13 protein-coding genes are annotated in these 14,925 nt (G+C 69.9%); 7 read left to right on the forward strand and 6 right to left on the reverse strand.

The genetic code is table 11. From position 1 onward, the window contains the following. Positions 1–11 precede the first annotated feature (11 nt). Both VZQ01_RS42980 and VZQ01_RS42985 read left to right on the forward strand, forming a co-directional pair. Complete coding sequence (locus VZQ01_RS42980; RefSeq protein WP_426746545.1) at positions 12–827, forward strand: GNAT family N-acetyltransferase; 816 nt, start codon at positions 12–14, stop codon at positions 825–827. A gap of 350 nt (positions 828–1,177) precedes the next feature. After that, the gene (locus tag VZQ01_RS42985; protein WP_426746546.1) at positions 1,178–2,002 is read left to right on the forward strand and encodes a hypothetical protein; all 825 of its coding nucleotides are present in this window, start codon (positions 1,178–1,180) and stop codon (positions 2,000–2,002) included. Positions 2,003–2,071: 69 nt separating this feature from the next. Here VZQ01_RS42985 and VZQ01_RS42990 read toward each other — a convergent pair whose 3' ends face one another. Then, positions 2,072–3,079, reverse strand: a complete 1,008-nt coding sequence (locus VZQ01_RS42990; protein ID WP_223749990.1) for a hypothetical protein — start codon at positions 3,077–3,079, stop codon at positions 2,072–2,074. Between the two features lie 351 nt (positions 3,080–3,430). Here VZQ01_RS42990 and VZQ01_RS42995 point away from each other — a divergent pair, with 351 nt between their 5' ends. From VZQ01_RS42995 to VZQ01_RS43010, 4 genes are all read left to right on the forward strand, one after another. After that, positions 3,431–3,952, forward strand: coding sequence for a hypothetical protein (locus VZQ01_RS42995; RefSeq protein WP_074956942.1), 522 nt, complete (start codon positions 3,431–3,433; stop codon positions 3,950–3,952). Positions 3,953–4,095: 143 nt separating this feature from the next. After that, entirely contained in the window at positions 4,096–4,800 is a 705-nt protein-coding gene (locus VZQ01_RS43000) for a DNA-binding protein (RefSeq protein ID WP_426746547.1), read from the forward strand. Between the two features lie 472 nt (positions 4,801–5,272). Then, on the forward strand, positions 5,273–5,968 hold the full coding sequence (locus VZQ01_RS43005; protein WP_141329011.1) for a response regulator transcription factor: 696 nt from the start codon (positions 5,273–5,275) through the stop codon (positions 5,966–5,968). Then, positions 5,937–7,571: a sensor histidine kinase gene (locus VZQ01_RS43010; protein ID WP_426746548.1), complete on the forward strand. Its 1,635-nt coding sequence runs from the start codon at positions 5,937–5,939 to the stop codon at positions 7,569–7,571. Before VZQ01_RS43005 ends, VZQ01_RS43010 begins: the two co-directional genes overlap by 32 nt. On the opposite strand, the gene VZQ01_RS43015 is transcribed toward VZQ01_RS43010, so the two are convergent. Together VZQ01_RS43015 and VZQ01_RS43020 are read right to left on the reverse strand one after the other, a co-directional pair. Continuing rightward, complete coding sequence (locus tag VZQ01_RS43015) at positions 7,559–8,740, reverse strand: hypothetical protein (RefSeq protein WP_426746549.1); 1,182 nt, start codon at positions 8,738–8,740, stop codon at positions 7,559–7,561. The genes VZQ01_RS43010 and VZQ01_RS43015 overlap by 13 nt on opposite strands. Positions 8,741–8,747: 7 nt before the next feature. Then, positions 8,748–10,061, reverse strand: a complete 1,314-nt coding sequence (locus tag VZQ01_RS43020) for a hypothetical protein (protein WP_426746550.1) — start codon at positions 10,059–10,061, stop codon at positions 8,748–8,750. A 278-nt stretch (positions 10,062–10,339) separates the two neighbouring features. On the opposite strand from VZQ01_RS43020, the gene VZQ01_RS43025 reads away from it, so the two are divergent. Further along, complete coding sequence (locus VZQ01_RS43025; RefSeq protein WP_223749996.1) at positions 10,340–11,008, forward strand: class I SAM-dependent methyltransferase; 669 nt, start codon at positions 10,340–10,342, stop codon at positions 11,006–11,008. A 15-nt stretch (positions 11,009–11,023) separates the two neighbouring features. On the opposite strand, the gene VZQ01_RS43030 is transcribed toward VZQ01_RS43025, so the two are convergent. The 3 genes from VZQ01_RS43030 to VZQ01_RS43040 form a co-directional block, all read right to left on the reverse strand. Further along, positions 11,024–12,442 (reverse strand): RICIN domain-containing protein, encoded by a 1,419-nt coding sequence (locus VZQ01_RS43030; protein WP_426746551.1) that lies wholly within the window; start codon positions 12,440–12,442, stop codon positions 11,024–11,026. A gap of 192 nt (positions 12,443–12,634) precedes the next feature. Next, complete coding sequence (locus tag VZQ01_RS43035; protein ID WP_426746552.1) at positions 12,635–13,633, reverse strand: cysteine synthase A; 999 nt, start codon at positions 13,631–13,633, stop codon at positions 12,635–12,637. Positions 13,634–13,689: 56 nt separating this feature from the next. Continuing rightward, positions 13,690–14,922 (reverse strand): ABC transporter permease, encoded by a 1,233-nt coding sequence (locus tag VZQ01_RS43040; protein WP_223749999.1) that lies wholly within the window; start codon positions 14,920–14,922, stop codon positions 13,690–13,692. Positions 14,923–14,925: the final 3 nt, after the last annotated feature.

Consider the following 14,925-nt stretch of genomic DNA (forward strand, 5'->3'; position numbering starts at 1 on the left):
TGGAGCCCTCCATGCACTCCGCGACGCAGGCAGAGATCGACGAGTCCCATGCGCAATTCCGAGGCGCCTGGCGGAAGATGGCCCTGGGCGGCAGGGCGGGCGAGGTGGTGGAGCGCCCCGAGGTCTTCATCGCGTCGAGCCATGTCTCCTGGGCGATGATGAACGCGGCCTTCCTGCGCGCGCCCGCCACGACGGAGCAGGCGCTCTCGGCCGCCGTCGCGTCCGCGGCCCGCTACTTCTCCACCGGCCGTCATCCGTGGACGTTCGTCATCTCGGACGACTGGCTCGCGCCCCAGGTGCGCGAGCGCGCCGAATCCATCCTCGCCTGGTACAAGCTGCGCCCGCTCACCACCGTCACCGGCATGGTGTGCGAGCGGCTCTCGGAGCCCGTGCGCGCCCTGCCCTCGCTCGACGTGCGCCCCGTGAAGGACACCTGGGGACGCCAGGCCGTGGCCGACATCAACTCGCTCGCCTACGACGTGAGCCGCGAGTCGGGGCGCGAGGCCCTGGACGCGGAGGCCCTGTACGACGAGGAGATCCGAGGCTTCGTGGCCTGCCGCGATGGCGCTCCCGCGAGCAGCACCGTGGTGCTCCGGGTGGACGGCCTCGCGTACATCGCGCTCGTCGCCACGTCCCCCGGCCACCGGCGGCTCGGCGCCGCGGAGCTCGTCATGAGGCACGCGCTGCGCGAGGCTCGCGACACGTGGGGCATCGAGCGCTCCGTGCTCCACGCCACCGACGCCGGCGCGCCCGTGTATCAACGCATGGGCTATCGCCCCGTGACGCGCTTCCGAATGTACGAGGCCCCCGCGCCCGGGAGCACCTGACACGCACGCGGCTCCCGCCACGAGGACGTCCTCACCCCTCCCTCGCGAACGAGGGCTCTGCACGAAATCCCACCCTGGAGGGCACGAAGGACCCATGGGCCCGAGGCCTCATCATTCTCGCGGTACCAATCCAGCAATGTGCGACAGCCTCGCGAAGAAACGTGACCTCACGAGAACACGGGCACCATTTTCTGCCGGGCCTGAAAGCGCGCGGCCATTCAGGGATGAGAGAGCGAGAGGCGGTGGCGGAAGCGCTGACCCAGGCTCGTGAAACCGCGTGGCTGTGGCAGACTTGGTCTCCAGGGGGATCGCCGGAGACAAGAGGCGCCGCAGCACACGGGAGTCCGCGAATGGCGACGTGGAATGACCTCATCCTGGCCACACCTCGACAGGTGAACGGCAGGCATCAGGAAGAGGGACCGGTGGCGCTGCAGGAGGCGCTGCTTGGGACGGAGGGAGAGCAGCTGGTCCTGCTGGGCCATCTGCATCGGGAGCCGCACCTGCTGCGCGAGGGCGCATTCCACGCCGGGCGCGCGCACCTGGAGGCCTCCACCCGGCCCTCGTGTACGCGCGACGAGCGGCTGGAGCAGATCAGGGCCGCGGGCCACCGCTTCACGGAGGCGCTGGGCGCCGAGCGCGACACGGCCCGCGTCTCGCTCATCTCCCTGCACCTGGGCCTGTGCCGGTTGCTGCTGGGCAGCCCGAAGGACGCGCGCGAGTGGCTGGGGATGGCGAACCAGTCCGCGGTGGAGACGCTCAAGGACATCCTCACCGAAGCGACGGGCGAGCAGGGCTTCACCCGCAACCGGCTGCTCGGGGGGATGCTCAACTTCGTGATGTTCTTCACCAGCTCCGCCACGCTCGGCGCGGGCTACCTGGTGTGGGATCGCGTGATGAGCAAGCGCTCGGACAAGGTGCTGCGGCGCGCGCTCGCGAGGATGGAGCCGCTGGCGGGCTACATCGACGCCGTGCGGGAGATGCGCCTGCGCCTGGGTGAGCCCGCCTCCAGCGTGCCGCGCTACGTGGTGACGCACACCGTGGATGACAGCCAGTGCCTGTCGCGCATCACCATCCGCACGCTGGTGGGCGAAGGCGAGGCCGTGGACTTCAACGGCCGGGAGACCCGCCGCGTGTCGAGGACCGGCTCGGAGCGCACCACCCCGCTCATCCGCTGAAGGCATGCGCGGGGGGCAGCGGCGGAATCCCCTGCCCCCGTGAAGCCGCTCAACCGCGGACGCCCGGAGTCACGGCGCGGGCGTGGAGACGACGCACAGCTTCACCGAGCCGGAGCGGACGCCACCGCGGCTGTCCCGAGCCGTCATGGTGACACTGCAGTTGTTGCACGCGCCGGACGGCACTTCCGTCGGCGTGAAGTTCGAGGACTGCCCGGTCGGCGTGCTGAACGTGCCGGGGCAGGACGCGGTCCACTGGTAGGTCACCGCATCGCGCTCCTGGTCGAACACGTTCGCGATGACGGCCGTGCTCTGTCCGAGCACCACCCGGCCCTCGCTCGCGTGCACGTAGAGCACCAGCGGCGGCCTGTTGAAGCTCACGTGGACCTCCGCGCTCCCGCCCGGGGGAGGCGGCGCTCCGACGACCTCCACCGTGAGGCGCGCGGTGCTGACGCCATTGCGCTGGTCGCGCACCGTCAGCGTGAGCGTCACCGTCTGCGGCGACGTCGGCGCCGTCCACGTGGGGTTGGCCACCGTGGTGCTGCTCAGCTGCCCCGCCGTGGCGCCCCACGAGTACGACAGCAGGTCGTTCGGCACCGGGTCATGCGCCGTGGCGCCCAGCGTGAGCTGCTCCCCGACCACCACCGTGCTCGACGACACCGACACCGAGTCGATGATGGGCACGTCGTTGTCGTCGTGATGGCCGAACGTCATGTCATGCAGCGTGACGGCCACCAGCGCCGTCTCGCCCCCGACGATGGTGACGCCCGTCGCCTGGCCCTGGTACTCGAGCCCGTTGTTCGCCGCGAAGGCCGACACCGTGAGCGTCCTGTCGGTGCCCGCGGGAATCCCGGCGATGGTGCCTCCCCAGACCGAGCCCGTCTTCACCAGGTCCTGCTGGATGTCCGCGAAGTCCGCGCCGGAGACGACCACCTGGATGCGGACGACGCTCGCCTCCGTCGCCGCCGCCTCCTGGTCGCCAATCACCAACTGCACGGCCCCCGACTGCGAACCGGAGCCACAGCCCACCACCATCGCCAGCAGGAAGCCGACGACGCAGACACTCTTCGCCATGCGCATGGATGTTCCCCTTCTCGCACGCAGTCGCGAATCGCCTGGCCGTGCGCGGAGCCCCAGCCTGCAACAATGACAGACACGCCGGAAGTGGAATCAGACACAATCACAACCGGGGCCAGGTCGACACCCGTGCGCAAATCATGCGCGTCGGTTTTGGACCGCCCACCCGGCCCACGCCCCAGGGAGGGATGGGTCATTCCGGATGCCTCCGCAAGCGCCCCACGTCACGAGACGATGTTTCACGGACCCGACAACTCCCGGGGAAAGGAGGAGTGAACAGACATACAGGGAGTTCACGAGAACCCACCCTCGTGATAGAGACACGCGCCGAACCAATCACCTGGGAGTCTCTTCATGACCTCGGCTGTCCGAAAGCTCTGCGCCCTCGCGCTGTTCCTCGCGTCCTCGTCGTCCTTCGCCATCGAGCACTGGGCGGATGGCCGCGCGTCGCTGCACTCCTGTCTGTACGCCAGCTCCTACGAGGCGGAGATCCGGATGTCGTACCGGAACCTCTCCCTGCCGTGGGGCACGTCGGTGGAGCTCATCCACGGCTGGGGCGGGCTGGACAACTGGGTCGCCTTCGACTGGGACAACACGCAGACGGTCGCCGCGCCCGCGTCCGCGCCGTGGACCTGGACGGTGACGGTGCGCAGCTTCATCTCCCACCGCACGTCCCCCAAGTGGTACGACAGCTTCAACTTCGTGTGGAAGGTCACCCTGCCCGGCGGCAGCGTGTTCTACGAGAAGGGCAACGGCTCCACCTTCGGCTTCTACTCGGCCAACCTGGGTGACATCGCCGAGCGGCCCTGCACCAACAACTCCAGCTTCTCCGGCCCCCCGTTCGCGCTGACCATCACCTCCATCGAGCGGTGGTAGTCCCGCGCCACGTCCTCCGGGCAGGGCTGCTCCTTGGAGCCCCTGCCCCGCTGTACCTCCAGTCCTCCGCGTGGTGTCGACGAGCCACCGCGCACGCACTCCCCGGATTGAATGCGAGGCACGGAAGGCCCTAGACAGGTGGGATGCTCGATTCCCCTGGAAGGCTCCGTACCAGCTCGCGCTCCGTGTTCCGCGCGAAGAGCTGGGTGCTGCTCGCGCTTCTCGCCCTCGTCGCTCCGGCGTGTGACGACTCGGACGACCCCTCACCCGCGACGCCCATCGGCGAGGCGCGCGGACGCGCCACCGGCGAGGCCGTCACCGTCGAAGGCCACGTCACCGTCCCGCCTGGCGCCTTCAGCTCAGCGCTCGGAGATCAGGGCTTCGCGGTGCAGGACGACACCGGCGGCGTCTACGTCAAGCTGGAGGAGAAGCTGTCGCTCGCCGTGGGCGCCCGCGTTCGCGTCACCGGGACGCTCGACGAGCAGAACCAGCTCCGCATCCTGAAGGCCGTGCCCGCGGACGTGTCGACGCGAAGTGGAACCCAGACACCCACCCCGAAGAACATCAGCACCGGCTCCGTCAAGGAGCCCGTCGAAGGCCAGCTCATCCGCGTCACCGGCGCCGTGACCAAGACCTTCGAGGATGACTCGCCCTACGGGTACAAGCTCTACATCGACGATGGGTCCGGAGAGGTCCAGGTGTTCGTCCACGCCTCCGCCGGCTTCAACCCGGACACGCTGCGAGCCCTGCCCCTCGGCCAGAGCATCACCGTCGTGGGGCTCGCCGCCCAGTACGAGACGACCTACGAGGTCGCCCCCCGGGAACCCGCCGACCTGAGCATCCCCTGAGCCGGAGCGTCACACCTCTCCTGACACCGGGAGTCCGGGGTATTTCAGGTTTTCCGGAGAAGGAACGTCAGACCCCTCCGCCATAGTGCATGGAGGAGGGAGACGGTGACGGCTCAAACGTTGTTGGTGTTCGTTCCGGTGGTGTTGATGCTCGCGGCGGCGGTGGCCATCCGTCGCCCGCGACGGCGCTCGCGGCGACTGAAGGTTCGCGAAGCCCACTGACAGGCTGAGCCGGGGCGCAGGCAGCCGCCCCGGCTCGAACCGGACGAGCCCCTCCCCCGAGGTCGCTCGTCCTTCCGTCAATCAGGTGGCGCTGACTTCCCCCGAAGCCAGACGACCGCATTCCTTGGGGTTATCGGTCCTGCCCGCACCGGGTTGCGTCCGACCCGAATAAAAAATGGAAAGGTGACTGTACGCCCAGGTCCGGGCGTGTCGGAGGTAGACTCCACGCCCTCCCCAACCCGAGTGCCGCGTGGCTGAACGTCCCACCGTCCTGGTCGTCGATGATGATCCGCACCTGCGGGACATCGTCCGTTTCGCGCTGGAGCAAGGCGGCTTCCGCGTGGAGGAGGCCGCGGAGGGGCGAGCGGCGCTGGCCCACGTCCAGCGCTCGCCCCCCGCGCTCATCGTCCTGGACATCATGATGCCGGAGATGGACGGGCTCACGGTGTGCCGCGAGGTGCGGCGCACGCACGAACTGCCCATCGTCTTCCTCTCCTCGCGGGACGACGAGGTGGACCGCATCCTCGGCCTGGAGCTGGGCGGCGACGACTACCTCACCAAGCCCTTCAGCCCGCGCGAGCTGGTGGCGCGCGTGAAGGCGGTGCTGCGCCGCGCGCGGCCCGCGCCCGAGAACCCGGCCTCCGCGGCGTCGAAGCCGTTGATGCGCGGCCCCTTGAAGCTGGACGAGGAGCGCTTCCGTGCCTGGTGGGGCGAGCACGAGGTGGTGCTCACCGTGACGGAGTTCCACCTGCTCGCGGCGCTGTTGCGCGTGCCGGGCAAGGTCTTCACCCGGGACGAGGTCATGACGCGCGTCTACGACGACGGCGTGGTGAGTGACCGGACCATCGACAGCCACGTGCGTCGGGTGCGGCAGAAGTTCGCCGGCGTCGGCGGCGAAGTCATCGAGACGGTGCATGGCCTCGGCTATCGGCTCGCCATCCCGTAGCCGCCGCCCGCAGCCCCGGCTGTGGATGGTCTTCGCGGCCGTGGGGCTCGCGGGCTTCGTGCTCACGCTGGGTGGGCTCGCCTTCGTGCGCGTCTATGACAACCAGCTCATCCGCCAGACGGAGATGGAGCTGCTCACGCAGGGCGCGGTGGTGGTGGAGCTCTATCGCGCCACGCTGGCCGAGCGCGTCGGCGACGGCGACTACGGACGGGCTCGCACCGCGAAGTGGCCCTTCCCCATCCCCGATGACAAGCGGCTGCGGCCCATCCTCCCCTCGCTCAAGGCCTCGGACGAGCCGCTCCCTGCGGACGAGGAGCCGCCGCGCGCGCTCGTGCCCGGCGAGCCGTGGGCCCTGGAGACGGGCCTGAAGCTCAACCCGCTCCTGGAGAACGTGCGCGCCGCCACGCTCGCGGGCATCCGGGTGGTCGACACCAGCGGCGTGGTGGTGGCCAGCAGCAGCCCGGCCGTGCTGGGCACGACGCTGGCCGACCGACCCGAGGTGCAGCAGGCCCTGCGAGGAGAGCCCGCGAGCGTGCTGCGCCGCCGCCACTCCGAGGCCGAGGACACACCCCTGGCCTCGCTCAGTCGAGACACCGGCATCCGCGTCTCGGTGGCGCTGCCCGTCCTTCAAGGCGAGCGCGTCTGGGGCGTGGTGGTGCTGGCGCGCACGCCGATGACCTTCGCCAAGGCCACGTACGCGGACCGCTGGAACCTGACGGCCACGGGCCTGGTGCTGCTCGGCGCGCTCGGGTTGATGTCGCTGGCCGCCGCCGCGCTGCTGGGCCGCCCGGTGCGAGCCCTGGTGAAGCAGACGCGCGCCATCGCCGCCAGCGCGCCGGAGGGCTACGAGCCTTTGGCCCGTCCCGTCGTCGCGGAGCTGGCCGAGCTGTCCGAGTCGCTCGCCGGCATGGCCACCGCGCTCAGGGACCGCAACCAGTACATCCGCTCCTTCGCGGCCAACGTCTCGCACGAGTTCAAGACCCCGCTGGCCTCCATCCAGGGCGCGGTGGAGCTGTTGCGCGACAGCGCGGACGCGATGACACCCGAGCAGCGCACGCGCTTCCTCTCCAACATCGACGCCGACGCTCGCCGCCTCACGCGGCTGGTGCAGCGGCTGCTGGAGCTGGCCCGCGCCGACTCCATCACCGCCACGCCCGCCCAGGTGGAGCTGGCCCCGCTGCTCAAGGCCGTCACCGCGAGGGCCCACGCCGAGGGACTGGAGCGCGTGGACGTGGGCCCCGTTCCCGAGGGCCTCACCGTGGCCCTGCCCTCCGAGGTGATGGAGGACGTGCTCTGGCAGCTCGTCACCAACGCCCGCCAGCACGGTGGCGAGGACGTGCGCGTGTCGCTCGCCGTGGAGACGCAGGCGGACGGCGTCGTGCGCGTCGTGGTGCGGGACGACGGGAGAGGCATCTCCGAGTCGAACCGCGCCCGCATCTTCGACGCCTTCTTCACCACGGCGCGCGAGCGCGGAGGCACGGGCCTGGGTCTCACCATCTCCCAGTCCATGCTGCGCGCGTTCGGCTCCACCCTGGAACTCCTGCCCGCGAGCCCGGAGACGAAGGGCTCCGCCTTCGCCGTCGCCGTGCATCAGCGGAAGTAGCTGTTGGAGATGTCCACCGAGTAGCCCAGCTCGAGCGTGGGCGAGGACGCGGCCACCAGGTATTGACGGAAGTGCAGCACCTTGCCCGGCAACGTCGCGCCCTGGCTCGTGGCCTCGGCCGCCTCGAACTGCTCCAGGCTGCCGCCCTCCCGCCGGTAGTTGAACACCGCGGGGAAGTGCGCGCGGGCTCGCAGCTCCGCCACCGGCCACGAGACGCGCGGCAGCGCCAGCTTCAACCGACCGGACAGGTGGAACACGCCCAGCTCCCGCGTCATCACCACCTCGAGCGCACCCGACGTCTCGCCCAGCCGCGCGGGCGCCACCTTCAGCCGCAGCACCCCCTCCGTCACCGCCTCCACCGGCACCGGGATGGCGTTGAGCGTGACGCGCTCCAATGCGTGGCCCTCCGGGATGCTCAGCTCCAGCGCCTGCTCGCGGTCCAGGCTCAACGTGTAGCCGACACGGAGCGTGGCCCGGCCCTCCAGCGTGGACACCCACGTCGCGGTGGCCTCGGAGATGCGCGGCTCCAGCGGAGGACGCACCTGCGGCTTCGTCGCCTGCGACACCTGGGACGCCGCCCTCCAACCGACGCGCAGCGCGCCCTGCACGGGATAGAGCGCATAGCCCTCACCCGAGGACGGCAGCGACTCCAGCAGCGTGAACACGGACGTGTCCGCCTCCAGCGCCAGCGGCACCGGCGAGGCATGAGGACCGAAGCGGAGCTGCGCGCGACGCTCCGGCCCCGTGCCCGACGAGCGCACGGTGAGGCTCACGTCGAAGCTCTGGCGCCCCGCCTTGCGGGTGAGGAGGCACAGGTAGCCATCCACCACGCCCACCGTGGCGCCCTCCAGCGTGGGCAGGGCCGTGGGGTACGTGTCCGCGTCGAGTTGCAGCAAGCGCACCTGCGTCCAGCGTCCATCCGCGAGCACCTCCACCTCGAAGCTCGCCTCCACTTGCAGCGCGTCCGCGGACAACCGTCCGCTCAGCTCGGTCTTCACCAGCGCCTCGGTGGGAGGCGCGGGAGGTGGTGTCTGTCGCTGCGAGTACAGCGGGATGAGCTGCTCCAGCGGCACGGTGGCGGTGCCGGCGGGAGCCGGAGTGGACTCGGGCGCGCCCAGTGCCTCGGGAGCGAGCAGCAGGATTCCGACGACGAGAGAAAGCTTCCGCATGATGGGCTCAGCTCGCTTCCGGGGTGACAGGGGTGGACACGGGGGCCGCGCTCGGGGCCGCGCCGGGCTGGGACAGGTCCGACAGGAACGCGCGCACGCTCGCGCGGGTGGAGAGCACCATCAGCCCGAGCAGGCCGGCGAGGATCTCCAGCGTGTAGATGAGGCCCGTGTAGCCCTCCAGGATGACGGCGCCGGTGGGCACCAGCAGCGTCGCGGCCCACAGCCCCGCGAGCACCGACGTGCGCTCCTTCGGGAACAGCCACCGGGCATACGCCACCACCGCCGCGCCCAGGCCCAGCGCGCTCACCGCATAGGCCACGTAGAAGTTCATGAAGGCCGCCAGGTACGCGAGCAGCACGAAGAAGAAGCCGTACACGGCGGCGAGCAGATACGACTCATGCAGCGCGAGCTGCCGCTTGTGCCTCAAGCCCAGCGCCGCGAGCAGCGCCACCAGCACCAGGAACGGCACCCACGCGCGCCCCGCCATGCGCGACACCATCGAGTCGAACGTCTTCTCCGACGGGAGGATGACGCCCAGGTTGACGCCGGACTCGAGCGACTGGAACGCCCAGTCCAGCGTGACGGTGTCGCTGCCCGCCTGCACGGACGACGCGGACAGCACGCCCGCCGGATAGTCGTAGTTGTCCCCGCCCTCGACGGCCAGGTGCACGCGCACGTCGCGCGCGGAGAGCGCCGGATCCAACTTGTAGATGAACGAGTCGAGCCCTCGCGCGCGGTAGCGGATGACGAAGCGGGCCGTGGCCCCCTTGGCGATGCGGCCCGTCCAGACGAGCCGGTTGCCGGACTCGCCCAGGTCCAGGCTGGCTTCCTTGCCGTCCACCAGGAACTGGAGCTCCGACAGGAGCACCTGAGACTTGTCCATCTCCATGGGGAAGATGAACGCCACGTCGATGTCGTGGCCCTCGCGGTTGACCACCGCGTGCTCCGCGCCCAGGTTGAAGTCGAAGCCGGAGAAGTAGCGCAGGCCGCGCTTGCGGTAGTTCATCTTCGCCAGCACCTCCACGTGCTGACGGTCGAACGCCAACGGCTTGAGCTCGGTGAAGATGGTGCCGCTGTGCACGTAGCGCAGCGACGGCGCGGGCTGCACCACGGGCGCGCCCCACCGGTCCTCCACCCCGGCCGCCAGCTCCGAGTTCGCGAAGTCCGTCCGCCCCGCCACCTGACCGGCAATCACCGCGGTGGCGAAGACGACGATGAAGAGACTGCCGAAGACGTGGTGCGCGACGAGCCACCGGAACGCCCCGCGGATGGGGCCATCGGACGTCCTCGGAGCACGAGGCGGGAAGGCAGGAGGATTCATGCACCCAGACTCGTCCCGCGCGGTGCAACGCGGATGGCGCACCCGTGCGCTTCCCGAGGAATGTTCGTGCGGATTTCGTGCAAGCCCTCGTCACAGGCCCCGGAGGTGAGTGCGCGTCGACCCGCACGCGTCGAACGCGGCTGAGCACACCTCGCGACGGAGTCCTCTCGGACCACACCGGCCGCCCCGACTGTGACTTTCCGCGCCCGTCGCGCGCACCGCGCCCGTCGCTGTCACAAAGTTGTCAGCCGCCCCAGGAAGGGGCTCAAATCCAGGAAATGGAGAGAGTCGAGGAGATCTACCAGGGCTTCGTGGTCGATCATCAGCTCGAGCGCGCGGGCCTCTTCGAGGTGCTCCGCGAGCGTTACGTGGCGGTGGACACGGTGCTGTACCCGGGGTGCTTCGTGCACATCACCCCGTCGTTCTTCTTCCAGCACGTGGTCTACGTGGACCGCAACGATCTGGCGCAGGGCTTCTTCGCGAACAAGGACGGCGTGCTGCGGAAGATCAGCTCGCGGCAGCAGTACGCGCAGAAGGCCTACGTGCGCTTCGTCGCGCAGGACTTCACGCAGCCCATCCCCATCCTGGACGAGAGCTTCGACCTGGTGCTCTCGCTCTACGCCGGAGGCATCGCCCGCGCGTGCGGGAAGTACCTGAAGGTGGGCGGCCTGCTGGTGACGAACGACCACCACGGCGACGCGGCCGACGCCGCGGCCGAGGAGAACCTGGCGCTCGTCGCGGTGGTGAAGGAGCTGCGCGGCAAGTTCACCTTCAGCGACCAGGAACTCGACACGTACCTGGTCCCCCGGCAGGCCACGCGGGGGCCTCGCGCGTCACGCTCCGAGGGCCGCCCCGAGTGGACGCGCCACGCGGACTACTACGTGTTCCGCAAGACACACCCGGGCCCCTCGACCCAGGAGCCCGGGCGATTCTCCGCGCCGCACTGAGCGCGCGGACGTGCGCTACCGCGGCTCCAGTCGGAACTGCTGGCAGTCGTTGTTGGACCAAGTCCACTGCTGCAGCACGGTGCCGTTGGTGCTCGACCCGCAGTTCGTCACGTCGAGCACCTTGCCGCTGTGCCGCGCCTCGATGCGGACGTAGCCGCCGGACGTCGCCACCGCGCGGAACTGCTGGTTGGCGCCGCCGCCATAACCCCACTGCTGGATTCCCGCGCCGTCCGCGGTGCTCACGTCCCGCACGTCCAGCGCCTTGCCGCTGTGCAGGGTGACGAAGCGCGAGTAGCCGCTGTCGGTGGGCTCCACCACCCAGATCTGGCTCGCGCCGGTATGGCAATCCCACTGGTGGATGGTGGCGCCGTCCGCCGTGCTGGGCCCGTCGATGTCCAGGCACCGCCCGGTGCTCTTGTTGACGATGCGGTAGCGCTGCGTCGGGCTGCCTTGCGCCGCGTTGTAGATGGCGAGCAGCAGCGACGTGTCGTTGCGCGTGTCCTGGCTCAGCTCCCAGATCATCACCCCGCCGCCGTGCTGCAACGCCAGCCGCGTCTTCGCCTGGATGGTGGCGATGCCGTTGTAGAAGACGTCGCCCACGTTGTCCTTGTACGGCGCCTGCGCGTCGCGAGCGACCAGGTCCGCGTAGCCGACATACGACGACGGCGAGCGCCCGTAGAACGGCACGCCCAGCACCGCCTTGGACGCGGGCAGCCCCCGCCCCTTCCAGTAGTTCAGCGACTGCACCGCGTAGTCGTACGTCGAATGCGGCTGGCCGCCGTCGTACGCCATGATGTTGAGGAAGTCGAAGTCGGTGAACGTCGACGCGGGGACGCCGTCACCGTAGTAGCCGTTGGCCACCACCGCCGCGGTGAGCAGCTTGCCGCGAGCGCGCATCGCCACGCCGAGCTCACGGATGAGCGCCGCGAAGTTCTGCGCGGACGCGCCCGGGTCCGGGTACTCCCAGTCGATGTCCACCCCGTCCAGACCCGCCGTGGTGACGTAGCTCACCAGCGTGTTGACGAACGTGGTCCGCGTGCCCGCGCTCGCCGCGAGCTGCTCGAAGGCGCTGTCGTCGCCGTTGTTCCACCCGCCCACCGCGATGAGCACCTTCACGCCACGCGCGTGCGCCGCGGTGACGAGCGAGCGCAGCCGCGCATCCGTCGCCCCAGGGCCCGTCAGCCCACCCCACGCCGTGGGCACCACGAACGCGTAGTTGATGTGCGTGAGCCGCTCGTAGGGAATCGCGTTGACGTCCCCCGCCCACGTCGGGAAGTAGCCGACCACGCGCGTCGCGAGCGCCGCGTCCTCCCGTCGCTCCAGCGATGCGTCCCTCGGCGCCGCCTCGTCCGGCGGCCCCGAACACGCCATCAGCACCACCGCCAACACCGCTTCGAGGACCAAGGCCCTGGATGTGAATCCCGTGCGCGACATGCGGACTCCCTCGTGAGCCCCCGCCCCGACGCGGGACGGATGGGTCGCGCACCTGTAGCGCCGCCACAAACCAGCAACAACGGTTTTTCCAGAAACCGAAGAAAGACTATCCAGTCCTGTCGGACGTTTGGCGAGGGCCTGGAGCCTCTTGCGGGGGCGTCCGTATTTTCTGCGGGGACTGCACGGCGGGCGTCAGCGGGCGTCGGTGGGGAGCGGCTTCACCTGGAGCTGCTTGGACGCGAGGAACTCCGCGTTGAAGACCTTGGACGCGTAGCGGCTGCCGTGATCACACAGGAAGGTGACGATGCGCAGGCCCTTCCCCGCGTGCTGCCGCGCGATTTCATACGCGGCGCGCACGTTGAGCGCCGCGGAGGTGCCCACCACCAGCGCGTCCTCGCGGGCCAGGTGGTAGAGCATGTCGAGCATCTCGCCGTCGCCCAGCCGCATCGCCTCGTCCACGCGAGCGGCCTGGAAGTTGGCGGTGAGTCGCATGATGCCGATGCCCTCGGTGATGGAGGAACCCGACGACTCCAGCTTCCCCTCGCGCACGTAGCAGTAGAGGCCCGAGCCCGCCGGGTCCACGAGCACCACGCGCAGCGCGGGGTTCTTCTCCTTGAGGAAGCGACTGACGCCGGACATCGTCCCGCCGCTGCCCACGGAGGCGACGAGCACGTCCACCTGCCCCTCGCACTGCTCCCAGATTTCGGGCCCGGTCGTCTCGTAGTGGAAGTCGCCGTTGGCCGTGTTCTCGAACTGGTTGGCCCAGAACCAGCCATGCGCCTCCGACAGCGCGCGGGCCTGGTGGAAGAAGTGGGCCGGGTTGGCGAAGGGCACGGGCGGCACCTTGCGGACCTCCACGCCCATGGCCTCCAGGTACTCGTACTTCTCGCGCGCCTGGTTGTCCGGCATCGTCACCACGACGCGGTAGCCACGCTCGCGGCCGAGCAGCCCCAGGCCGATGCCCGTGTTGCCCGCGGTGCCCTCGACGATGGTGCCGCCGGGCTTCAAGCGCCCCTGCTCCTCCGCGCGGCGGATCATCCCCTTGGCGGCGCGGTCCTTGATGCTGCCGCCCGGGTTCATGAACTCCGCCTTGCCCAGGATGTCGCAGCCGGTGACGCGGCTGAGCGAGCCGATGCGAAGCAGCGGGGTGTTGCCGACCGAGTCCCACAGCGAGCCGATGCGAGGCGCCATGCCCCCTCCCCTAATGGAGTCCGGGGAGGGAGGCAACCGGCCAGGTCCGCTTGCGGCTACTCGTTGCGCATCGCCTCGACGGGGTCCAGCTTCGCGGCGCGGGCGGCCGGGTAGATTCCGAACAACAGGCCCACCCCGCAGCTCATCGACAGCGCCAGGGCCACGGCCCACGGCGGCACGGACATGGGGAAGCCCACCATCCAGTCGCCCAGGAACACCAGGCCGAAGCCCAGGCCCACCCCCATGGCGCCGCCCAGCAGCGCCAGCAGCACCGCCTCCGTGGCGAACTGCCCCAGGATGCGCCGCCGCTTCGCGCCCAGCGCCTTGCGCACGCCAATCTCCCGCGTGCGCTCCATCACCGACACCAACATGATGTTCAGGATGCCGATGCCGCCCACCACCAGCGACAACAGGCACACGCCCACGCCGGCGATGGTGATGACCTGCGAGAGCTGGTTGAACGACGCCGTCACCGACTCGTTGGTGTGCAGCTCGAAGTCGTTGGCCTCGTCGGGCGCCAGGTTGTGCCGGCGGCGCATCAGCGTGGCCACCTCGTCCTGCGCCTTGCGGAACAGGCCGGGGTCCTTCGCCTGGATGTCGATGTCCAGCGAGCGCTCCTTGCCATAGAGCTGCTGGAACACGCGCAGCGGGATCATGGCCTGGTTGTCCAGGCTCACCATGCCCAGGAAGCTGCCGCGCCGCTGGAGCACGCCAATCACCCGGAACGGCCGGCCCTTCAGGCGGACCTCGAAGCCCACCGGGTCGATGCCGGGGAACAGCTCGTCCGCCACGTCCACGCCCAGGATGATGACGTTGCGGCCGTCCAGCCCCTCCACCTCGTTGAAGAAGCGGCCGGACTGCACGGACACCCCGCTCACCGCCGGGTACGTCGTGGACGCGCCCATGATGAGCACCGCGGGCCGCGTCTCCTTGCTCACCGTGGACACCTTCTGCCCGCCCTGGTCGTCCGAGGGCGCCACCAGCCCCACCGACGGACAGAACTGCTCCAGGGCGCGCACGTCCTCCAGGGTCATGTCCGGACGCTTGGCGAACTTGGCCCAGTTGAAGCGGCCGAAGCCGCCCGCGGGCCACTTGGTGAGCTGGAAGGTGTGCGCGCCCAGGCGGCCCAGGTCGCGGTTCACCTTGGTGCGCAGGCCCTCGATGAGCCCCATCATGGTGATGACCGTGGCCACGCCGATGACGATGCCCAGCAGCGTGAGCAGCGAGCGCAGCGGGTTGCCCAGGAACGTGCCCAGCGCCAGCCGGAGGTTGTCGAAGAAGGCTCGCATCGG

The sequence above is a fragment of the Myxococcus faecalis genome (genome assembly GCF_050039385.1).
Lineage (GTDB): Bacteria > Myxococcota > Myxococcia > Myxococcales > Myxococcaceae > Myxococcus > Myxococcus fulvus.